At 44.6% G+C, this 21704-nt stretch carries 16 protein-coding genes and 1 pseudogene; 13 read left to right on the top strand and 4 right to left on the bottom strand.

Annotated elements, in window-relative coordinates:
• The first annotated feature begins 3 nt into the window (after positions 1–3).
• Both JUB14_RS26940 and menD read left to right on the top strand, forming a co-directional pair.
• The gene (locus JUB14_RS26940) at positions 4–867 is read left to right on the top strand and encodes a sigma-70 family RNA polymerase sigma factor (protein ID WP_207509980.1); all 864 of its coding nucleotides are present in this window, start codon (positions 4–6) and stop codon (positions 865–867) included.
• Between the two features lie 81 nt (positions 868–948).
• Positions 949–2670, top strand: a complete 1722-nt coding sequence (menD, locus tag JUB14_RS26945) for a 2-succinyl-5-enolpyruvyl-6-hydroxy-3-cyclohexene-1-carboxylic-acid synthase (protein ID WP_207509981.1) — start codon at positions 949–951, stop codon at positions 2668–2670.
• Here the strand turns inward: menD and JUB14_RS26950 are convergent, their stop codons facing one another.
• A complete protein-coding gene (locus JUB14_RS26950; protein WP_207509982.1) occupies positions 2671–3705 on the bottom strand; it encodes a tetratricopeptide repeat protein in 1035 nt (344 codons plus the stop codon). It abuts the gene before it with no gap.
• A 53-nt stretch (positions 3706–3758) separates the two neighbouring features.
• Here JUB14_RS26950 and JUB14_RS26955 point away from each other — a divergent pair, with 53 nt between their 5' ends.
• From JUB14_RS26955 to trmB, 7 genes are all read left to right on the top strand, one after another.
• On the top strand, positions 3759–4013 hold the full coding sequence (locus JUB14_RS26955) for a hypothetical protein (RefSeq protein ID WP_207509983.1): 255 nt from the start codon (positions 3759–3761) through the stop codon (positions 4011–4013).
• 197 nt (positions 4014–4210) lie between these two features.
• Complete coding sequence (locus tag JUB14_RS26960; protein ID WP_207509984.1) at positions 4211–7228, top strand: tetratricopeptide repeat protein; 3018 nt, start codon at positions 4211–4213, stop codon at positions 7226–7228.
• Positions 7229–7264: 36 nt separating this feature from the next.
• Positions 7265–8938, top strand: a complete 1674-nt coding sequence (locus JUB14_RS26965; protein ID WP_207509985.1) for a porin family protein — start codon at positions 7265–7267, stop codon at positions 8936–8938.
• A gap of 28 nt (positions 8939–8966) precedes the next feature.
• Positions 8967–10118: an HU domain-containing protein gene (locus JUB14_RS26970; protein WP_207509986.1), complete on the top strand. Its 1152-nt coding sequence runs from the start codon at positions 8967–8969 to the stop codon at positions 10116–10118.
• A 101-nt stretch (positions 10119–10219) separates the two neighbouring features.
• The gene (locus JUB14_RS26975; RefSeq protein ID WP_207509987.1) at positions 10220–11143 is read left to right on the top strand and encodes a hypothetical protein; all 924 of its coding nucleotides are present in this window, start codon (positions 10220–10222) and stop codon (positions 11141–11143) included.
• Positions 11144–11153: 10 nt separating this feature from the next.
• Positions 11154–12455 carry a bifunctional folylpolyglutamate synthase/dihydrofolate synthase gene (locus JUB14_RS26980; protein ID WP_207509988.1) on the top strand — a complete coding sequence of 434 codons (1302 nt, stop codon included), beginning with the start codon at positions 11154–11156 and terminating at the stop codon, positions 12453–12455.
• 2 nt (positions 12456–12457) lie between these two features.
• Positions 12458–13129, top strand: coding sequence for a tRNA (guanosine(46)-N7)-methyltransferase TrmB (gene trmB, locus JUB14_RS26985; protein ID WP_207509989.1), 672 nt, complete (start codon positions 12458–12460; stop codon positions 13127–13129).
• A 46-nt stretch (positions 13130–13175) separates the two neighbouring features.
• On the opposite strand, the gene gap is transcribed toward trmB, so the two are convergent.
• Positions 13176–14189 (bottom strand): type I glyceraldehyde-3-phosphate dehydrogenase, encoded by a 1014-nt coding sequence (gap, locus tag JUB14_RS26990; protein WP_207509990.1) that lies wholly within the window; start codon positions 14187–14189, stop codon positions 13176–13178.
• 805 nt (positions 14190–14994) lie between these two features.
• On the opposite strand from gap, the gene JUB14_RS26995 reads away from it, so the two are divergent.
• The 3 genes and pseudogenes from JUB14_RS26995 (at position 14995) to JUB14_RS27000 (ending at position 16559) form a co-directional block, all read left to right on the top strand.
• Positions 14995–15810 carry a 2,3,4,5-tetrahydropyridine-2,6-dicarboxylate N-succinyltransferase gene (locus tag JUB14_RS26995; protein ID WP_207509991.1) on the top strand — a complete coding sequence of 272 codons (816 nt, stop codon included), beginning with the start codon at positions 14995–14997 and terminating at the stop codon, positions 15808–15810.
• Positions 15811–16118: 308 nt separating this feature from the next.
• Positions 16119–16241, top strand: a pseudogene (locus JUB14_RS28215) (XRE family transcriptional regulator); the annotation flags it as partial.
• Positions 16242–16268: 27 nt separating this feature from the next.
• Complete coding sequence (locus JUB14_RS27000; protein ID WP_374757836.1) at positions 16269–16559, top strand: hypothetical protein; 291 nt, start codon at positions 16269–16271, stop codon at positions 16557–16559.
• Positions 16560–17067: 508 nt separating this feature from the next.
• Here JUB14_RS27000 and JUB14_RS27005 read toward each other — a convergent pair.
• Positions 17068–18957 carry a T9SS type B sorting domain-containing protein gene (locus tag JUB14_RS27005; RefSeq protein ID WP_207509993.1) on the bottom strand — a complete coding sequence of 630 codons (1890 nt, stop codon included), beginning with the start codon at positions 18955–18957 and terminating at the stop codon, positions 17068–17070.
• Positions 18958–19183: 226 nt separating this feature from the next.
• Entirely contained in the window at positions 19184–19810 is a 627-nt protein-coding gene (locus JUB14_RS27010; RefSeq protein ID WP_207509994.1) for a TetR/AcrR family transcriptional regulator, read from the bottom strand.
• A gap of 86 nt (positions 19811–19896) precedes the next feature.
• Here JUB14_RS27010 and JUB14_RS27015 point away from each other — a divergent pair, with 86 nt between their 5' ends.
• Positions 19897–21030 (top strand): FAD-dependent monooxygenase, encoded by a 1134-nt coding sequence (locus JUB14_RS27015; protein WP_207509995.1) that lies wholly within the window; start codon positions 19897–19899, stop codon positions 21028–21030.
• Positions 21031–21704 lie beyond the last annotated feature (674 nt).

The following is a 21704-nucleotide window of genomic DNA, read 5'->3' on the forward strand; positions in this document are numbered from 1 at the left end:
TAGATGAGACAGCTAAAGATCAGCAAGCAGATTACCAATCGCGAAAGCCAATCGCTCGATAAATACCTGCAGGAGATCGGTAAGGTGGATTTGTTGACACCGGATGAGGAAGTGACGTTGGCTCAGAAAATTCGCGAGGGAGATCAGCTTTCGCTAGAAAGGCTTACCAAGGCTAATCTTCGTTTCGTGGTTTCGGTAGCTAAGCAGTATCAAAACCAAGGCCTTTCACTAGGCGACCTGATAAACGAAGGTAACCTGGGGCTAATTAAAGCTGCTCAACGTTTTGATGAAACACGTGGATTTAAATTTATCTCCTACGCTGTTTGGTGGATTCGTCAGTCTATCCTGCAGGCATTGGCTGAGCAATCACGTATCGTGAGGCTTCCATTGAACCGGGTTGGATCACTCAATAAGATTTCAAAGACTTTTTCTGAACTGGAGCAGCGCTTTGAGCGTGAGCCTTCCCCCGAAGAACTAGCCGAAGTACTGGAAATATCATCTTCGGAAGTGGTCGATACCATGAAAATTTCAGGTCGCCACGTATCTATGGATGCTCCCTTTGTACAAGGTGAGGAAAATAGCCTTCTGGACGTACTGGAAAATGACCTCGAAGATAAGCCTGACTCAGGTCTAGTAAACGAATCTCTACGCAAGGAAGTACAGCGTGCTCTGTCAACTCTGACTCAGCGGGAAGCGGATGTAATCGCTCTGTACTTCGGATTGAACGGCGAGCATGCTATGACGCTGGAAGAAATCGGTGAGAAATTTAACCTTACCCGTGAGCGCGTACGCCAGATAAAGGAGAAGGCCATTCGTCGTTTGCGTCATGCTTCACGCAGCAAAGCCCTAAAAACATATCTTGGATAGTCATAAAAGATTTTCCGATCCAATGTTGTAATGTATTTTTGAAAGCCTCTTCTTGTAAGAGGCTTTTCTTTTTTTTTAGTCATGGCAGTTTTACAACCCCTCATTGATCTAGTCGCCCTCTGTGCTCAGCAGGGTATACAGCACGCCGTTATTTCTCCCGGTTCGCGCAGCGCGGCGCTTACTCTGGCCTTTGCCCGTAGCACGCATATAAAGACCTACGTGATTATGGACGAAAGGGCAGCGGGCTTTATCGCCTTAGGTATTGCACAACAGATCAAAGCTCCCGTAGCTATTGTATGTACTTCGGGTAGTGCCGCCTATAACTTTGCACCGGCCGTAGTAGAGGCTTACTTTCAGCAGGTCCCATTACTGGTACTCACGGCCGACCGGCCCAAAGAGTGGATACACCAGCAGGATGGGCAGACCATCTACCAGAACGAGATCTATGGCAAGCACGTTAAAAAGGCCTACGAGCTGCCGGCTGATTATACCCATCCTGATGCCCAATGGTACATCAATCGTACCGTCAACGAAGCTATACTAGCCTCGATGGCCTTTCCACAGGGACCTGTCCATATTAATGTGCCTATTCGGGAGCCATTTTATCCGGAAGCGAGTGAAGCCTTTGTTCCAACTGCCGGTTTGCGTAAAGTTAGCCGACTGACCACTGAAGCTGTACTATCCGTAGATACCTGGCATGAGTTGCTGAATGAGTGGGATGAGTCAGAGCGTATCCTGATCGCAGGAGGACAGCATGGAGCCGACAAGGATCTGAACCAAGTACTGAGCCATATCGCTGAAGAACTACACGTACCAATACTAGGGGACGTCATCACCAACCTGCAGGGCAATGACTGGTTGATCTCCAAGCAGGACCTGTTCCTGGGGCAGCGTACTGATGAGGATCTGGCACCTGATCTGCTGATTACCTTTGGCAAATCATTTATCTCAAAGAATCTGAAGCTTTTCCTGAGGGCTAATCCCCCGTTACGGCACTGGCACATCAGCGAGGAGCAAAACCTGATCGATACATTCCAGACGCTGACTACGCAAGTACCTGTTTCGCCCGGCTATTTCTTTGCCAAACTTTTTGAAGATATAGACTATCAGCGGTTTGTGCAGAATCTGGATGGGGAGACGGATGACACCTACGCCGAGAAATGGCTCTGGATGAACCGCACAGCAACCCGTCTGCTGATGGAATATCTGCGCCTGCAAACGGAGTTAAATGAGCTAACAGTGTACGAAAAGGTACTTGAAGCCCTTCCAGATGGCAGTCAGCTGCATGTAGCCAACAGTATGCCCATCCGGTACGTCAATATGCTGGGCGTAGGACAACGTAATACTGAGGTATTTACCAACCGGGGTACCAGTGGGATAGATGGATGTGTAAGCACAGCCGTAGGGGCCGCTTTGGTCAATGAGGTACCTACGTATCTGATCGTGGGGGATGTGGCCTTTCTGTACGACCGGAATGGGTTACTACTGGAAGAATTCCCCGCTAACCTGAAGATCATAGTAATGAATAACAGCGGAGGAAACATATTCAGAATGATAGACGGCCCGGCCCGGCAACCGGAACTGGAGCAGTACTTTGAAACCCGTCACGCTATGAAAGCCGAACGAACTGCTGCTGATAGTGGGATACTCTATGCATCTGTGACGGAGACTCAGGAGCTGGCTGGTGCCATTCAAAAGTTGGTAGAAAGTAAGCAATGTTCTCTACTGGAAATATTTACAGACCCCGAAACTAATACACGCATATTTAAAGGGCTGAAAGAATACATTCGGAGCAACTGGTAATTACTGGCAGTATTTTTCACGGTACTCAACAGCAGTACTGTCTTTGACCAGAGAGCCGCGTCGCCAGATAGCACAGGCTTTTTCAATCTGCTCCAGATCATAGTACGCTTTACCTGCGTGGGCGTATAGGGCTTCTACGGGCTGAGCCAGTTCTATTGCTTTATCAAATTGCTCGATTGCCTGCTCCTTTTGTCCGGCTTTGGTAAAGTAGATACCCATGTTCCGCAGGGCGTAGCCATTTTCAGGTTGTTTGTTGATCGAGCTTTCAATCAGTTTTTTGGCTTCATCCAGCTTATTGGTCTCAAGCAGTACATATCCTTTGTTATTTAAGGCATACGGGTCCACCGGATTGATGGTAAGGGCCCGGTCAAAGTAAGTCAATGCCTTTTTCCAGTTCTTTTCGCGTGACTCCAGCAGCCCCAGGTTGTTGAGTGCTTCCTGTTGCTTTGGGTTCAGCGAGAGAGCTTTTTCAAAGTCTTTTCGTGCCTGCTCGTATTCTTTCTGCTCAAAATATATGGCACCTCTGTTAACCAGGGCCTCCACCTGGTTAGAATCCAGTGTTAGAACCCGATCAAAATCTGACAGAGCGTTGGCTACATTTTTACGCGTCACCATCAGATTCCCCCGTACCATATAAAAACGCGCTGAGTCCTGGTAGGTCTTAGCTATGTAGTTAAGATCATCTTCGGCGGTTTGTAGCTCGCCGGTCCGGATGGCAGCTTCTGCCCTGGTCAGGTACAGTTCCGGAAATTTGTTGTCAATATTGATAGCTTCTGTCAAAACTTTGAAAGCTTCTGCGGGTTTTCCTAATTGAAGAAGGGCTATACCTTTGTTGAGGTAAGCATCCGAAAACTCCGGGTACTTTTCTATGGCTTCATTGTAGTAATGAATAGCGGCGTCATAGTTTTTCTTACTAAGCTGTACATTGCCTTTCAGGAAGAAGTTGGAGGCCTCTTCTTTATCACCACATCCAATTAGAAATACTATAGAAAGTAACAGGATGGTAATTCCTGAAATAAAACGGTCTCTTTGCATCGGCACTTATTAACTACTTTTGCCTACTAATCCTTTACTATTTTTTTATACTTATGAGATATATACATGACATACCCCATCCCCAGTACAAAATTAGTCTTTATAAATGGAACGGAAAGTATATCATAAAGTTTGAAGTTGGGGGCATGTATGAGCAAACGTATAAGCTAGACGAAACGGAGGTCAGCTCCCCGGAAGAGGTACACAAGATCCTGGACGAGGAATTTATGTCTGCACTTTCGGCGCGCTTTACGGCCATGCATACAGACTTTGGTGATTCGCTGATCAGGAATGGAATTCTGTTCTGATCTGTACCTTTGGGTTCAATATCTTCACTCAATAAGTGGGAAGCGGGAAAATCCCCAATTCTCATACGGTTTTCAGGCGTCTTTCGTTAACTACGTGATAGTACGGAAGAGGAGGAGAAGGAACGAATGGTTTGATCCCATTCTGAGTTGGCCTATTTTTGACATTATCTACTACTTATTCTATCAAACTAAGCCCCATGTTATTTAAACGTAGCTTTTGCACGCTCGGATTCTGCCTGTGGATGGGCATACTTACCAGTCAGGCCCAGACTACACTTGGGTACACCGCACCCGAAGCACATTATCGCAATGGTCTTGAATATTACGAAAAGTCTAACTTCGTAGCTGCCCGGGAGGAATTTAACCAGTTTCTGAAAAAACAGGATAAACTACTTAGTACAAGTGATTACAATACCGTTACGGCCGAGTACTACATCGCGGTAACGGGACTGTATCTTAACTATCCCGAAGCGGAGGTACAGATAGACCGCTTCGTGCGCAACCACGCTGAGCACCCCAAAGCTCAGCTTATATTCAGTGATTTGGGACGCTACTACTATGAGGCGGGCGAATACCAGAAGGCGATAACCTACCTGGAGAAAGCGGTTAACAGCGCCAGCAACACCGGCAAAAAAATGGAAGCCAGCTACCGGTTGGCCATGTCATACTACAAGACCAACCAGCTGGACCAGGCACTGCCTCTGTTTAGCCTCGTAAAAAGGGATGCTACCTTCGAGAATGCCGGAGATGCTTCTTTTTACGCCGGTGTGATTAACTATAAGAAAAATAACTACGAAGAAGCCTACCAGGATTTCCAGCGGATCGAAAATCATCCGTACTATAAATCAGAGGTACCTAACTGGATTGTATCATCCCTTTACCAGCTTCAGCGCTTTGACCAGCTACTTACTTACGGAGAGCGGGTATTGAACCAGCAGCAGCGTGGTAACAATAAGCTGGATGATGTGGCCCTATACGTGGCTGAGGTATATTATGAGAAGGGAGACTACAAAGCCGCTGCCACCGCCTACGAAAGGTACAAGCGAATGAAGCAGGGTACCCTGCCCCCGGCCGTAGCCCTTCACTATGGTCACTCCCTGTTCCGGATGGATAATCATCCCGGAGCCATAGATGCGTTAAAAGGCGTGGCTCCCGGTAAGGATTCGGTAGCGCAGTATGCTTCGTACCTGGTAGGGATCAGCTACCTGAAGCAGAACAATCCGAACTTTGCGCTGACGGCTTTTGACAATGCATCACGGCTTACATTTAACCCAACGGTACGCGAAGAAGCATCTTTTAACCGCGCCAAAGTTCTTTTGGAGTTGGGAAATAACAACGAGGCAATCAAGGAGTTCAATGACTACCTGACCCGATATCCGGGCAGTAAACACGAGGAGGAAGTGAACCAGTTGGTGGCCGAAGCCTACTCGGGAGCCAGCAACAACGCTGCCGCCATTACCTATATAGAAGGACTCCGCAACCGCAACCCTAAGATCAATGCAACCTACCAGCGCCTGACCTATAACCAGGGGGTGACAGACTTTAACATGGAGCGGTACGATCAGGCTATTGCTAATTTTAATAAATCACTCAAGAACCCTGTCGACGAAGAGATAGCTATTGCGGCCACCTACCAGAAAGCCGAGGCATTGGCCGCTCAGAAGAAATTCAACGAAGCAGTAGATATATACAATCAGCTATCCAAGAATTCAAAAGCGGGTATCTACGGACGGAAGAGCCTGTACGCATTGGGCTACATCTTCTACAACCAGAAGAATTACAGCCGCGCCAATGGCTACTTCAAGGATTTCGTTGCAAATATCCAGGGTATAGACCATGCCGTAGTAGAAGATGCGCACGTACGACTCGCAGATACCTACCTGGCAGCTAAGAACTATAACGAGGCCATCCGTACCTACGAGAAGGTAACAGCCAATGGTCGGGTAGATAAAGACTACGCCTTGTATCAGAAAGGTCGTGCCTTTGTGTACATGAATCGGGAACAGGAAGCCCGCGGTCAGTTCGATCAGCTGATCAAGCAGTACCCGGGCTCCCGCTACGTGGACGATGCGATGTTCCAGATGGCTGACCTGGAGTTCCAGAACAAGTCATATCAGCAGGCCGTACGGTCATTTACCCGACTGATCAACGAGAAGCCCAAGAGCTACATCATTCCGGCGGCTCTGCTTCGTCGTGGACAGGCTTACTACAACATTCAGGTATATGAGCAGGCGATCAACGATTTCCGTCGCTTGCTGAGTGAATATCCCAACTCACCTTCAGCCAGCAGTGCCCTGGAAGGTATTCAGGAAAGCTTTAACGCGGTAGGTCGTCCGGAGGAGTTTGCACAGGTACTTAGTATGGTTAGAAAGAATAGCCCTGGTAACGCTAAGCTGGAAGAGGTAGAGTTTGATAATGCCCGTAACCTGTACAATGCCGAGAAGTACGCCGCAGCTATCAAAGCTCTGAATGAGTTCCTGGATAGCTATCCGGCCAGCAAGTACATCTATGATGCAAAGTACTTCATCGGAGCGGCCTACGATAAAACAAGCGATATACAGGAAGCCTTGCAGTACTACCGCATGGTGGTTCAGGATAATCGCTCCAGCTACGTAGCTACGGCGGCTCAGCGTTCGGCCGAACTGGAAATCGCCGCCGGTAACTATAGCAATGCGGTAGGCAACTTCAGAGTACTGCTACGCAATGCAGAGAACAAGAAGGAGCAGGCTGTAGCCTGGATCGGTCTGATGGATACCTACTATACCCTTAAGAACTACGACTCTACCATGCATTATGCCCGTGAGGTTGTCAATGTAGGGAATGTAGTACCGGGTGGCGTATCCAAGGCTCAGCTATACTTTGGGAAAGTTCCTTATGCCCGTGGAGATTATCAGAAAGCGACGGAGGAATTCAGAAAGCTGGCTACTACCTCCAAGGATGAGTATGGTGCCGAGGCTAAGTACTGGCTGAGCGACATCTTGTTCCGTAACAAGAAATACAAGGAAGCTGAGGCATCAATATTCGAATTAAGTAAGCAGTTTGAAGGTCATGATTACTGGCGTGTGCGCTCGTTCATCTTGCTGGCGGATGTGTATATGGGTATGAACGAAGTGGCTCAGGCCAAGGCAACGTTGAGTTCAATTATTGAAAACTCTGATGATCAGGACGCGGTAGCACTGGCTAAGACCAAGCTGGACGAAATCAACAGACGCTAACAATCACTCATCCCAAAGATTAAAAAGACATTCCCAATGATAAATACCCAGAGCTCACTCCGAACCCTTGCCTTATTGATCGTGGCAGGCTTTGTCGCCTCCAATGCCAATGCCCAGCAACGGGGAGAAATAGAAAGCCAGACGTACGAAATTGTAAAGGAAAAAAGTATTGAGTTTCCGCAGGCTAACCGCCTGTTTGATAAAGTACAACCCATTCAGCCTAAGGGTACTGATAAAAAGGTTACCTACGAATTTATAGATCCAAAGATCGATGTAGCTATTCCGAAGCTGACACCTACGGTGGTGGCTGCAACGGATGAAAAGTCGCGTCAGGAGCAACCGGAGCCTCTCAATAACTATATCAAACTGGGAGGAGGTAATTACGGCCGTTTCCTGGGCGACTTATTTGTTAGCTCACGGGCTACTCAGGACCTGGTATTTACAGCTAAAGCCAGGCATCTGTCCGCCGCGACCGGACCGATACAGGGCAAACTATCGGCCAATGCTAATACTATGGTGGATGTAGGAGCCAAGTACATCCGTAATGCCTTCAAAGTAGAGGGCAATGTCGACTACAATCGTGATAACTACTACTTCTACGGATTCAGACCCCAGCCCGATGAGATCGTCATTAACCGCGATAGCATTCGTCAAACTTTGAACCGCTTCGGACTACAGCTGGCTTTTGAAAATACCGATCCCAGCACCACGGTTGACTACGCCGTACGTACGAGTGTGTATTCGTTGAGGGATCGCTATAATGCCTCCGAGATGGACTGGGGTACCAACCTCAATACCTCTCTGCCGATTTCTGATAAGTTCTTTGCCCTGTTTGATGCTGATGCCTACGTGTCACAGCGGGTGGACGCGGAGACCTTCAACCGGAATCTGTTCCGGGTTAAGCCTATGTTCAAGTACGTAGATGAAATGTTCTCAGTAACAGCCGGGGTCAATGCCGTAAACGAAACGGACAATGGACTAAATATAAACCGTACGCGGGCGTATCCTGTCATTAATCTGGATGTGATTCCTTTGAGTGGTCTGCACGTATTTGCCGGCTGGAATGGCGACATCGTTCGTAATACTCTTCGCGGCCTGCTGTCGGAGAACCTGTGGCTGGCACCTAATGTACTGGTCGCTAATACCGAGAAGTCATCCGAGATTTATGGTGGGGTAAAAGGGGAGCACGATGGATTCAACTACGAAGGTCGGGTAGCCTACACCAACTACCGTAACTTCTATGTTTTCAATAATTCTCTTACCGATACATCAAAGTTTGCGGTTCTGTACGATGGGGTAAATACAAAGGTACTCAGTATCTCGGCTCAGGCTGGATACAACTTTAACGAACTATTTAAAACCTCCCTGAAAGCCAACTTCTATGACTACAAGATGGATCGGCTGGAAGAGGCCTGGCATCGACCCAATCTTACGTTAAACTGGTTTAACGCAGTGACCATAAGTAAGAAGTTATTCCTGACTACAGATTTTTATTTATTGAATGGTATCAAAGCGAAAAATTTTCAGACCAACGAAACTGTCAAACTACCTGCTATTGCTGACGTCAATCTGAAGATAGACTACCTGTTAACCAGGAACTTCTCTGCTTTTGTGTCCATTAATAACATACTTGGCAAGGAGTACCAGCGGTATCTGTATTACCCAAACCAGGGACTTAATTTTGTTGGAGGATTGTCTTTTTCTTTTTAACTTCGTTCTAGTTAATCTTTAACGACCTATGGTAGCAGTTGAAAAGTACATCCGAAAACTTCTTTACGAGCAGGACTGTGTGATCATCCCTGAACTGGGTGGTTTGTTAACACACCACATCAATGCTCAGTACAATAGTGCATCCGGTATGTTCTCACCTTCTCAAAAGCGCGTAGCTTTTAACGAGGTACTGAAGCTGGATGATGGACTGCTTACTTACTTTATCTCGGTGAATGAAAAAATAAGCCGGGAGGAAGCTATGTCTTGTGTTAAGAAGTACACGGAATCCCTCCGTGCTTCTTTGCGTGAAGAAGGAAAGGCCGCTATACCAGGCGTAGGAGATTTTCAGAATAACTCAGAGGGGAAACTGGTATTTGAGCCTGATAGCACTCAGAACTTTAACGTAGACTGTTTTGGTTTTCAGTCTATTAAGGTAGTTGAGTTAAACTCAGTAGGAGTTGCTGCCCCCATGGTGGAAGAGTCAATATCAAAGGCTGTTCCAGTAATCGAAGCTACCGAAATCCATTCAATGGAAGAAGAAATGTCCGAAGAAGAAGCAACTACACGTAAAATGCGTTGGGGATGGAGCGGCTGGGCTGCTGCTGCCGTAGCCGCGGGTATGGCTTTTTACCTGAGCGTATTCTATGCCCCCAGCGGTACCAACAGTATGCTTAGTACCCTGAACCCATTCTACGGAGTAAAGGAGTACGTACAGACTACCATGGCTGAAAAGCAGATTGCTGAATCCAAGGATGACCTGACTATTGTGGTAGAAGAAGACGATCTGGTTATTGCTCCCGAAGATACACAGATAGCTACTGAACTACCATCTACAGTACCTGCTCAGCCAGCAGTGGCCAGCGCTGTGGTTGCAGAGCCGGCTAAGCCCGCCGAAGCGGTACAGAAAGCGGCTGCTCCGGTAGTAACTCCCATTAACAACGTTGTTAAGAAATTTTACATCATTGCCGGAAGCTTCGAAAGCATGAAAAACGCCGAAATCCTGCTAACACAGTTACAGCAGGGAGGTTTTGCCAGCGCTTTTATAATGGACCAGAAAGCAGGTAATCTTATCAAAGTATCTGCAACAGGCTATGATACGATGAATGAAGCCTACAATAATATAAATGCCGTAGAAAAGATAGCAGGCAAAGGAGCCTGGGTCTACAAGAAACGACATTGATGAAAACATTAAAACGGAGAAAGGAGCCATACGGCTCCTTTTTTTGTTTATACACGAAATAGCCATAATTTTACGTTATACCGAAAATTTCGACTGGAACTATGACTCTATCAACCGCCGAAGATCGTGAACGAATAGCCATTTCCTGGGCCCTGTCATTTGCCTGTACCATGGCAATCTTAACTATCTTCTTCTTTATCCGACTGAATCGCTCTACTCCCAAAACAGGACCTATGGAACTGATGGTGGAAGTAAACTATGGTACGGATAATGTAGGAAGCGGTGACCTGCAGACATTTAACAAAGCCAGTGACTCCAAAGTTAAAGAAAACATGCGTCGTGAGGCCGAAGTTGTAGAACGTAAATCGGTAACCACTCCGCCGCGTCCGACGCCTCCTGCACCACGTACTGAAGCAGTAAAGCCTACTACCACCCGTGCTACGGAGAAGGTAATTACCAGTAAAACCGAAAGCCCGGTAGAAGAACCCGAGCGTACTGAATCCAAGAAAGTAGCAACCAGCGCCAGTTCATCCAATACCCCTGTGACCAAGCCCGCTCCGGAAAAGCCAGTCAATCGGGATGCTTTGTTTACAAAGTCAACCGGTAAATCATCGGGTAGCAATGGAACAACCGGTACGAAGAGTGGCGTAGGTGGAAATAACAACGGTGACGATGCCAGCGGAGTAGGTGATAAAGGATCGCGCGAAGGAAGCCTCTATTCCAAATCCTACAAAGGAGGTGGTGGCGGTGGAAACGGCGTAGGTCTTGATCTCGCCGGCTGGGGATGGTCACGTCCTCCTCAGGTGAATGATAAATCGGACGCTACCGGGGATATCACCTTCAAAATTGTCGTAGGTAGCAATGGTCGGGTTAAGAATGTTATTACCCTGAGCTCTACTGTGACCGACTATGCCGTAGTAAACCAGTATAAGAGTGCCGTACGAGCGCTTACCTTTATCCCTAAGTCAGCTAACGTACCCGATGAGTCAGTAGGTACCATCACTTTTAAGATAAGCGCCAACTAAGTCAGCGTATATGACCTATAATGAAGCCATAGAGTACCTCTATAGTAGATTACCCATATTCCAAAATCAAGGGGCCCGTGCTTACAAGCCGGGCCTTCATACTACCTACCAGTTTTGCGAACGACTTGGTAATCCTCAGCAAAAATTTAGGTCCATACATGTAGCCGGTACCAATGGCAAAGGCAGTACCTCGCATATGCTCGCCTCTGTACTGCAGAAAGCCGGCTACCGCACGGGATTATATACCTCACCGCATCTCAAATCCTTTACAGAACGTATACGTATTGACGGCACTCCCGTTGATGAAGACTATATCGTTCAGTTTGTTACAGATCATCAGGAGTTTATCGAAACAGTGAAGCCTTCTTTTTTTGAGGTGACCGTAGTGATGGCCTTTGATTATTTTGCCCAAATTGAAGTGGATGTAGCGGTCATTGAAGTAGGAATGGGGGGACGACTTGACTCCACCAATGTGATCAGGCCTGAGGTGTCGGTTATTACCAACATCAGTTATGATCATATGCAGTACCTGGGAAATACCTTGCCTGAGATAGCCCGAGAAAAAGCCGGTATAATAAAGCCTGCTGTACCGGTGGTGATCAGCGAGTGGCAGGATAGTGCTGTTGCAGGTGTATTCATGGAAGTGGCAGATCAACAGTTTGCTCCTATAACCTTCGCTTCGGATCAGCTGTATGTACAGGACTGGACCTTTATTGATGGAAAGCTGGTGGTGCAGGTAACTGATAAGCAGACTAATCAGCTACTCTATAATGATCTGGCTATGGACTTGTCGGGTACTTACCAGTTAAAAAATATAAAAGGAGTATTGGCCACCCTTACAGTTTTACAGCAAAAGGGATTTAGTCTATCCGAAGAAGCCATTCGGGCTGGGCTTTCTAATACAGCTACTATAACAGGATTGAAAGGTCGCTGGCAGAAACTTTCGGATTCACCGCTTATACTCTGCGATACAGCCCACAACGCGGCCGGTATTTCTTCTGTACTGGAACAGTTAGCCAGCCTCCCCGCTCGAAGTCGCCGATTTGTGCTTGGCTTCGTATCGGACAAAGATGTTTCTTCCGTACTGAAGCTGTTTCCTCAGCATGCTTTCTATTACTTTTGTGCTCCTTCAAATATGAGGGCCCTGGAAGCTTCCAAATTACTAGCAATGGCACAAGGTATAGGTTTGGAGGGGAAAGCTTACCAGGATGTCAATACGGCCCTTGATGAGGCAGTTAATGAGGCAGATCCTGATGATATTATCTACGTAGGTGGCAGTACCTTTGTAGTAGCAGATTTAAATCAATTATAAGAGTGGCACGAAAGAAATCAATTTATTACCAGTATTCCAATCAGGCAGACAATGTAATCGAAGACGGTAAGCCTCTGTACAAAACCATCAAGGGAAAGTGGAATGAAGTTTACTTTAAGAATAATAATCCCATAGTACTGGAGCTGGCGTGTGGCAAAGGGGAGTATACCGTAGGACTGGCGCGCTTATTCCCTGATAAGAATTTTATAGGTATTGATATCAAGGGAGATCGAATAGCCAGGGGAAGTATGGAGGCTAATGAGTCTAATCTGAAAAACGTTGCTTTTCTGAGGGCAGGTATCAAGTACCTCCACGAATTCTTTGTAGAGAATGAAGTGGATGAGATCTGGCTAGTGCATCCTGATCCTAAGGTGAGGCAGCGGGAGGAAAACCAGCGGCTGACCAATCAGAACTTTCTTACGTACTATGCCACCTACCTTAAGGACAACGGCATTTTCCACCTCAAGACCGACAGCCCGTTTCTATACGATTATAGTCTTTCTTCCATTCAGGAGGCAGAGCAATATCAGATTATTCAGTACACCAGTGATCTCTACCATTCCGAACTATACGAAAATCATTACGGAATCACCACCCATTACGAAAAGATATTCGTAGAGAAGGGTTATACAATCAATTACATAAAGGCTCAAATAAAAAAACAGACACCTTGACGGGTGTCTGTTTTCCTAACAATGTAAGATTACTCGCTCTAACTCCTTATTTATTAATAAGTTGAGCGAAGTAGTTTACTGTACGTACCAGTTGAGATACATAAGACATTTCATTGTCGTACCAGCTAACTACACGTACCAGCTGAGTATCGCCTACTTTCTGAACCTTTGTCTGAGTAGCATCAAACAGTGATCCAAAGCTGATACCGATCACATCGCTGCTTACAATTTCGTCTGTTGTGTAACCAAAGCTTTCGTTTGAAGCTGCCTTCATAGCGGCATTCACTTCTTCAGTTGTTACATCCTGACCAACGATACAGGTAAGTTCGGTCAGTGAACCTGTAAGAGTAGGAACACGCTGAGCCGATCCATCCAATTTACCTTTCAGACTAGGAAGCACCAATCCAATGGCTTTAGCAGCACCGGTACTGTTAGGAACGATGTTCTGAGCAGCTGCACGAGCTCTTCTCAGGTCGCCTTTGGCGTGAGGAGCATCCTGAGTATTCTGGTCGTTGGTATAAGCGTGTACAGTAGTCATCAAACCATTGATGATACCATACTTCTCTTCGAGTACCTGCGCCATAGGAGCAAGACAGTTGGTAGTACAAGAAGCACAGCTGATGATAGATTCGGTACCATCAAGGATACTATGGTTCACGTTGAAAACGATTGTCTTCAGATCACCTGTAGCAGGAGCGGAGATAACCACTTTTTTGGCACCAGCTGTAAGGTGTGCAGAGGCTTTATCTTTATCAGCAAAGAAACCAGTACACTCTAATACTACGTCTACATCATGCTGTCCCCAGGGAATCTGAGCCGGATCCCTCTGCGCGTAGATATTTATTTTTTCTCCGTTAACGCTTATTGAATTCTCAGAGGAAGTAACCTCAGCATTAAATCTGCCCTGGGCAGTATCATATTTCAACAAATGTGCTAGCACCGAAGGACTTGTAAGGTCATTGATAGCTACTACATCAATGCCTTCCATGTCAAAAATTTGACGGTACACCAGACGACCAATACGCCCGAAACCGTTAATAGCGACTTTTACTTTTGTCATGATTCTGTAATGATTTTGATTTACGGGGCAATAATAGCAAAAAGTGCGCTACTCTGGAAATAGAGCCCTTATTATTACATGAAATGGCTATTAAGGATGTAGATGAAGAATGCATTTAGTAAAACACTAATACTTTAGATACCTTATTTAGCATTTAAATACAGCTTGATTAGCAAACAGATGTATTTGTTTTAGTATTTTAGCAAATATATAACTAAATATAATAGTATTAAGTTTTCTCTTTAACTATACTTACTATAGATATAGTCATTGATTCTACTACAGAAGATCCTTAAATATTCTACTCTTTACTGAATCAACTCTTTTTAGCCGAATTTAATGTGACAGCACAGCGTTGGCATAATAATTTTCTTTATATATAATATAGGTATAGCAGGACATTTCCTCCCAGGAAAAGATTTAGTTGAGGTATCGCTCAATTAATGATCTGTAGCTTTTAGATATTCCATTATTAGGAGTAAATTTATGTAGCCATTGATAGGGGAGGATAAGGAGAGCGATGAGCTGGTTTAGTCCTAAGTGTGGGAAGGAAATACTTCTCTTATTTGACTAAGAACAGTCTTTCCTGTTATGTGTAAGTGATAGTTCTTTTCATGATGAGCTGGTATACACTCCAGAAAAGTTGGCCCATCCTGCATAGGATACAAAATGTCCACCACCGGCCAGAGTAGTACAAGCCTTTTCATTCTACGTCACCCGCACGCCCAGTTCATTCCACTTATTATTAGTATAACTTACTCACTATCAAGGCATTAAATGTTATTTATTAATCTATAACTTGAACATGGAGTTAAAGTCAATCATCGAAGACTGCTGGTCGAACCGCGAATTATTGAAAGAACAATCAACGGTAGAAGCGATCAAAACCATTATTGAAGAAGTAGACAAAGGAAGACTGCGCGTAGCAGAACCCCTGTCGGATGGATCATGGGAAGTGAAAGAGTGGGTAAAGAAAGCCATCATTTTATACTTCCCCATTCAGAAGATGGAAGTGAGTGAAGTAGGTATATTTGAGTACCATGATAAAATGAAGCTCAAATCAGGCTACGAAGCATTGGGAGTACGCGTAGTTCCACCCGCCGTAGCTCGCTATGGCGCTTATATATCTAAAGGAGTTATCCTGATGCCTTCATACGTTAACATCGGAGCTTACGTAGATGAAGGAACGATGGTAGATACTTGGGCTACAGTTGGCAGCTGCGCTCAGATCGGAAAGAATGTACACCTGAGTGGGGGAGTAGGAATCGGTGGTGTTCTGGAGCCTGTACAGGCATCACCAGTTATTATTGAAGATGGCGCCTTTATTGGATCCCGCTGTATCGTGGTAGAAGGTGCTCATATTGGTAAAAGAGCAGTACTTGGAGCTGGTGTAACGATCACCGGAAGCTCTAAGATCATAGATGTAACAGGCTCCGAGCCGGTAGAATATAAAGGTATGGTACCAGCCGACTCAGTAGTTATACCAGGTACTCTTCCCAAAGAGTTTGCCGCTGGTACGTATCATGTACCATGTGCTCTTATCATAGGAAAGCGCAAGCCTAGTACTGATCTGAAAACTTCGCTAAATGATGCGCTCCGGGATAACAATGTAGCTGTTTAGTTTTAGCACTTGCGAAAGTGAATACACAACTAAATTTAGTATTGTAATTTCATACTATAACAATCCAGGTGCTATTTATCAATAGCACCTTTTTTTATGCCTGCTATCTTACAACCAATCTCAATTCGGTGCCAACTCCTGAATGAACTGCATATATAGCTGTATATCAATATGTTCACATTTGTAAACACCCTCTAAAACATTAAATATACATCTGTAACATATGCTGTTTACATATGTAGGTCGGTGTTATTGCGATTTATAAATTTAAACTTTACATTTGTGCTACATAATTAACATTTGTAGCTATGGATTTAAATGACAAGATTAAACAGATATTGGTTGACAAAAATATATCGCCATCCCACTTTGCGGATGAGATAGGTGTTCAACGATCCAGCATTTCTCACATATTAGCGGGGAGAAACAGGCCTAGCCTGGACATTGTGCAGAAAATCATGAAAAGATACCCTGATTTGGGTCTGGATTGGATTTTGGAAGACGAAGAAGAAGCACCAGTACGCAGAGAGATAAGCCGCTATGAATCTGAGGCTTATACTACTAAAAATCGCCCTGGTACTACAATGTATTCCGCCTCAGAATTTAACAGAGAACAGAGGCCCGTAGTAAGAGACGTACAATCAAATGTAGCAAAGAGCGAAACCTCCGAAGAAGCCGAGAAAACGATCGAACGCATCCTGATTTTTTATACCGATGGGACCTTCCGGGACTACACTCCGGGGCGCTGAAAGTACTAACCGGAGTACCTGGATCGGGGCCAGTATTAGAGGTAAAAGAGAGGTAAAAGTAGTAGGGGCAATCCAGATAGATTGCCCCTTTTTATTGGATATAACTACGTATTAAAAGAGAAAACTCTCATCAAACTTCACTTAAAAAAGTCACATCAGCTCATTCACTTATCGTCCCTGATAACCCGCATTACATATAGAATTTCATGACTAATAATATTTATTTAGACTAATTTAAAATAAATATTAGATTAGTTCCTTAATTAAACTTCATTAATGACGTTTATATAACTATTTATATTTCAACGCATTAACATTTAAAAGTTCCACGTGGATTCGTAACTACCTTATAATTAGGCAATTAACACAAAACACTAATAAGCCTGTGGAAAGGTGGATTGTACAACCTTTTTTTGAGACTTTATGCTTGGGAAATCTGATGAAAGTGCAAAAGATTTTGTACAGAACAAGTGCATTATTAAGCTGGAAAAGGAGGGGTGAAGGGCTCTTATTTAAGTATGAGAACCTGCCCCTTGAAGGTCTGAAAGGCTGCCTTGATTATATAGGTATAGCTGCCGGGCTCTACCACTTTTCCTTTATAAACACCATCCCATGGATTAGTATATCCGCGGGAGTAGAATACGATTTCACCCCAGCGATTATAGATTTGAATTTCTTCTACCTGATGTTTGGCGTTGGCTATTTCGAAGGAGTCATTGATCCCGTCGCCATTGGGACTAAAAGCATCCGGTATGTATAGCTTGTCAAATACATTGATCAGGATAGTAGCTTCGGCAAAGCAACCCAAGGCAGATAGTACTCGCAGCGTATAGGTAGTAGTTTCGGTAGGGAGTACAGTAGGATCAGGTAAGGTGTTATCCTGCATGCCCTCGGTGGGGGTCCAATGGTAAGTCAGATCCGTACTTGTAGATACTACACTGGGTTGTAGCTGGGCACTCTTTCCAAGCTGAACACTCATTGAAGCAGGTAGCTTTACTTCCAGGTTTTCCTCCCTTACTAGTACCGTATCCGCTGCTGCACATCCTGTGTTGTCTTCGGATACTCTAAGTACATACATTCCGGCTGCTTGTACTGTAAGAGCCGGATCGGCGGCATTCATCTTTTCGTTTTCTTTGTACCAGGTATAGGTATGTCCGGGTGTCCGGCTGCCGTCGTTTGCAGTCAGGAGTAAAGTATGGCCGGCACAAAACGCATCTGATGGCGTATGGATGTTGGCCGGGGGAGGTGTACCGTAACTTACTTCTACCGGCTCTGATGCCGTATCGCGTGAGCAAATAGTCCTGAAACTCTTCACTACGGTATATCGTCCGGTATCCTGTACAGTAATTTTATTGGTGGTAGCTCCCTGTATATTCTGCCCGTTGAGCTGCCATTGATAAGCCCAGTCAGGTGATTCACTGGTTGAAAGTTCAATGGGTTTTTCGGGACAGAAAGTTACTTCAACGGCCTCCTGATTATTATAAGTAATGGTAGGCTCGGGAGGAGTAGTCTGGCTACATTCTATTACTAATAGCTGAAAATCGCGCCGTACAAGGCCGATCCGTTTGCCGTTGCGGTATTCTTCACATTGAATGGCAAATACGTATAAACCCAAGGAATTGGCTGTTAAAGATAGTTCTCCGGTACTGGTATTGATCTGTAATGATGGATTTCCCGGTATCATGGTACCTATAGTGATACCAGGTGCCAACAGGACGAAAGGGTAGCCCTGCTTGGGAGAATCATCACCCAGTGGAAAACTACGGGATGTGTTGCCACGCATGGGGGCAACTAGGCTGTATCGAAGTTCATCACCATCCTGGTCAGTAGCTCCCATGGTAAGCTTAAAGGGCTGATCTATGCATATATAGGCTCCATTAGGAGTAGTGAAGCGGGGAGAAGCATCCTGTACTGTAAGAGGTGGTACTTCCAGGTAGAAGGTCATACCACTATCACCCGGCTGTAAGATATTATTGATGTCATCGTTACGGCAGCAGCGCTCCCACACCAGGTAATAGCCATCCGGATCATTATAACCGGAAGTATTTAGGGTAACGAATCCCCGGTAGGTACCCTCCAGGGTCCGGAGGGACCGGTAGGCGGCACAGGCGCGGTTCTGGTAGGAGATATTACGGGCAGAGACAAATGATATAGTAGCCCGATCCATAAGCCGGTTGTCGCGCTTGCGGTAAATGAGTACTTCCGCAGTCTGATCACGGTTCATGTTGGTGAGTGTATTCTCATCCCAGTACTGGATCATCGTAATCTCGTATCGATTGGGCGTAGCAGTGGGTTTGAATGCCAATTCGCCCCCAACAATATGCCTTGCCCAGGCACTTTGGGCGATACACAGAAATACAATAAGTATATATAAAGGTAGTAAATATCTTCTGCTCATACACATCTAGTATCTCCTAACAAATTCATTTATACCAAGATACAATATTTATAATATCTACATGTAACCATCCCATGAATAAAGTATAATGGTTACATCTATGGCTTCAGGTCATAGTACCTGCGGCCATTGATAGTATTAAAAGCGGTAGAGTAGAAGGAGGGGTAGTGAATGACTTGGGGGTAGTACTCTTAGATTAAGCTCCTACTAAGAGTACTTAATTCTATTAGCGGCAGGTAGCCTTCACCCATTTTAATAGTTCTTCTCTTACCTGTACAGAAAGATAGGGCAGGAATAAGGCTACTGAAACAGCAACAAAGTACCTGACTTGTTTAGTATCATCCAACTTTCTTCGGTTTGGTAACTTCGTATATCTCACCCAATTATCCGAAATGATAAAGAATTGTTCAAAGAGTACCGGGAATAGCTCCGCATCCACATCAGGAGAGAATATTCCTACTTCTTTATACTTTCTAAAAACATCCATAAAGAGCTCTTTACGCCTCTCTATTAACTCAAGATAGGCTATATATAGTTTTGGAAATGCCTGCAAATCTGCCAGCGGTTCGTTAAAAAAGAAGCCATATCTGTACATCACCATAAAGCTCCTGCTTAAAGACTCAATAATCTCCTGGGCGACTGAATCATATCTGGTTACTTCATCCGCAATGGATACAATAGCGGCATCCATCTCAGCAAAAACTGACAGAATAAGATCTTCTTTTGTACGGAAATAGTATCGTAAGTGGCCATCACTAATGGACATTTCTTTCGCTATATCCCGAAGGGTACTGTTCTTAAGACCTTTCTGATTGAACACCTCTATGGCACTGGCAATAATTGTCTCTCTCATTTTAGCTCTTTTGAGCTAAGTTAATCAACTATTCCATATCTTTGTATTAGCTCAATGGAGCTAACTACAATTAAACTATAAATGCCATGAAAAAGATTGCTATTATTGGGGGTGGTATTGGTGGACTTACAGCCGCTATTACTCTGAAAAACAAAGGCTTTACTTGTGATGTTTATGAGAGAAGTCCTGTTTTTGAGGAAGTAGGAGCTGCCATAAGTGTCTGGCCTAATGCTTTACGTGTCTTCAGGAAGTTACAGATCCTAGATGATGTGCTGGAGAATTGCGGAGAGATTAAGGAGGCCTATATAAAGACAAGTACCGGTAAGGTACTGGCCCGTACTCAACCCGTTTATGATTTACCCGCTGTCTGTACCCACAGGGCTGATCTGTTAGCTGCTCTTTTGAAACAATTACCCCCAGAAAACTTACACCCGGGTCACGAGCTGTCAGACTTTTATACCCATGCAGATGGAAGTGCTCATCTCAAGTTTACTAACGGTAAGGAAGTGGATGCTGATCTGGTAATAGGTGCCGATGGTATCCATTCGGCGTTAAGAAAGAAAATAAAAGGGGATGAAGTACCTCTGTTCAGGGGCTATAACTTATGGAGAGGGATAGCCAAACTACCACTAGAACAAGGCTACGCTAGTGAATCATTAGGCCGGGGAAATAGAGTAGGTATAGTTCCTATACGCGACGGTCTGTTTGGCTGGTGGGCCACTGCCAATGAAACACAAGGACTGAGCGATGAGCCCGAAAGCACCCACGAAAAGCTTAAAAGGATATTTAGCACCTGGCATGATCCAATCCCACAGCTTTTTGATAACACTCCGGCAATCATCAAAAACAGTCTTATCGATAGAGCGCCAACCGGTGGATGGAGTACTGCGAATCCTGTCTTACTAGGCGATGCGGCGCATCCGACAACTCCGAACCTGGGACAAGGTGCCTGTATGGCTATTGAAGGAGCGTATCTGCTTACCGAAAGCCTCTATAAGTATGGCATATCTGATAGAGCGTTAAAGATCTATGAACAGGCGCATTTCCAACGAACCAAAGAAATTACAAATAACAGTTTGATGCTGGGCTGGCTTGGACAATTGCAGAATCCTTTGGCTGCTAATCTAAGAAATCTATTTTTCTATGTGCAGCCAGATAAAGTCAGCATGCAAATTCTGGATAAATATTTTAACTACGACGTAACGAATATCGAAATCTAGAACAAGATGTTTATTCATTATATCTGGTTCTCGTATAAATACTGTATAGCCTTTTCATTTCAGTACTCTATATACTATTATATAGTAATAGCATATACTTTCTAAATACTAGCACTGTCTGTAGATATTGTTGTTGTATAATTTATATTATGTTAAGTAAATTTTTTAATGACTCCTATTCTATATAACAACTAGATACTTAAGTACTCCTCTCACCATTTAGGTACTTCCTTTATCCTTTGAGATTTATTTATTAAGCACTCAATATTCACTTAAAGTCTTTTGTAAGATCAATCTTGTCCTAGAACCTATTTTGAAGAAACAACAACCTCGCGAGATTTAATCAGACAAGGCAACGGTACTGCTACTTATTAAATATTCAAATCTCAGTGGGTAGAATAATGGCCATAACAGCAGCTATTGGCCTATATTTTAATTATTTACGTACCAAAAAGATGGTATTACTTTTTAAGGTAACTAAATTGATTTTTAACTATTAAGTATACCTTATCTATTAAATGGGCAACTTATTAACTATTCTTCCCTCCTAACACCAAACTAAAAACTACTCTAACTGAAATAATTGTATGGTGCTCCCCAACTGTTGGACAGATTTGGCATCAAATTAAGAAGTAGTCCTTCTATTCAGAAATTGCATTATTATCTTTTTCCCT

This window comes from Telluribacter humicola (assembly GCF_017355935.1).
In the GTDB taxonomy this organism is placed as follows: Bacteria; Bacteroidota; Bacteroidia; order Cytophagales; family Spirosomataceae; genus Telluribacter; species Telluribacter humicola.

Bases quoted from the DNA above. Each gene is read 5' to 3' on its own strand.
- JUB14_RS26975 (WP_207509987.1), top strand. From the start codon at position 10,220: ATGACTCTATCAACCGCCGAAGATCGTGAACGAATAGCCATTTCCTGG.
- JUB14_RS27015 (WP_207509995.1), top strand. From the start codon at position 19,897: ATGAAAAAGATTGCTATTATTGGGGGTGGTATTGGTGGACTTACAGCC.
- JUB14_RS26955 (WP_207509983.1), top strand. From the start codon at position 3,759: ATGAGATATATACATGACATACCCCATCCCCAGTACAAAATTAGTCTT.
- JUB14_RS27005 (WP_207509993.1), bottom strand. From the start codon at position 18,957: ATGAGCAGAAGATATTTACTACCTTTATATATACTTATTGTATTTCTG.
- JUB14_RS26965 (WP_207509985.1), top strand. From the start codon at position 7,265: ATGATAAATACCCAGAGCTCACTCCGAACCCTTGCCTTATTGATCGTG.
- JUB14_RS26980 (WP_207509988.1), top strand. From the start codon at position 11,154: ATGACCTATAATGAAGCCATAGAGTACCTCTATAGTAGATTACCCATA.
- JUB14_RS26995 (WP_207509991.1), top strand. From the start codon at position 14,995: ATGGAGTTAAAGTCAATCATCGAAGACTGCTGGTCGAACCGCGAATTA.
- JUB14_RS26960 (WP_207509984.1), top strand. From the start codon at position 4,211: ATGTTATTTAAACGTAGCTTTTGCACGCTCGGATTCTGCCTGTGGATG.
- JUB14_RS26970 (WP_207509986.1), top strand. From the start codon at position 8,967: ATGGTAGCAGTTGAAAAGTACATCCGAAAACTTCTTTACGAGCAGGAC.
- JUB14_RS26940 (WP_207509980.1), top strand. From the start codon at position 4: ATGAGACAGCTAAAGATCAGCAAGCAGATTACCAATCGCGAAAGCCAA.
- JUB14_RS26950 (WP_207509982.1), bottom strand. From the start codon at position 3,705: ATGCAAAGAGACCGTTTTATTTCAGGAATTACCATCCTGTTACTTTCT.
- menD (WP_207509981.1), top strand. From the start codon at position 949: ATGGCAGTTTTACAACCCCTCATTGATCTAGTCGCCCTCTGTGCTCAG.
- JUB14_RS27010 (WP_207509994.1), bottom strand. From the start codon at position 19,810: ATGAGAGAGACAATTATTGCCAGTGCCATAGAGGTGTTCAATCAGAAA.
- JUB14_RS27000 (WP_374757836.1), top strand. From the start codon at position 16,269: ATGAAAAGATACCCTGATTTGGGTCTGGATTGGATTTTGGAAGACGAA.
- gap (WP_207509990.1), bottom strand. From the start codon at position 14,189: ATGACAAAAGTAAAAGTCGCTATTAACGGTTTCGGGCGTATTGGTCGT.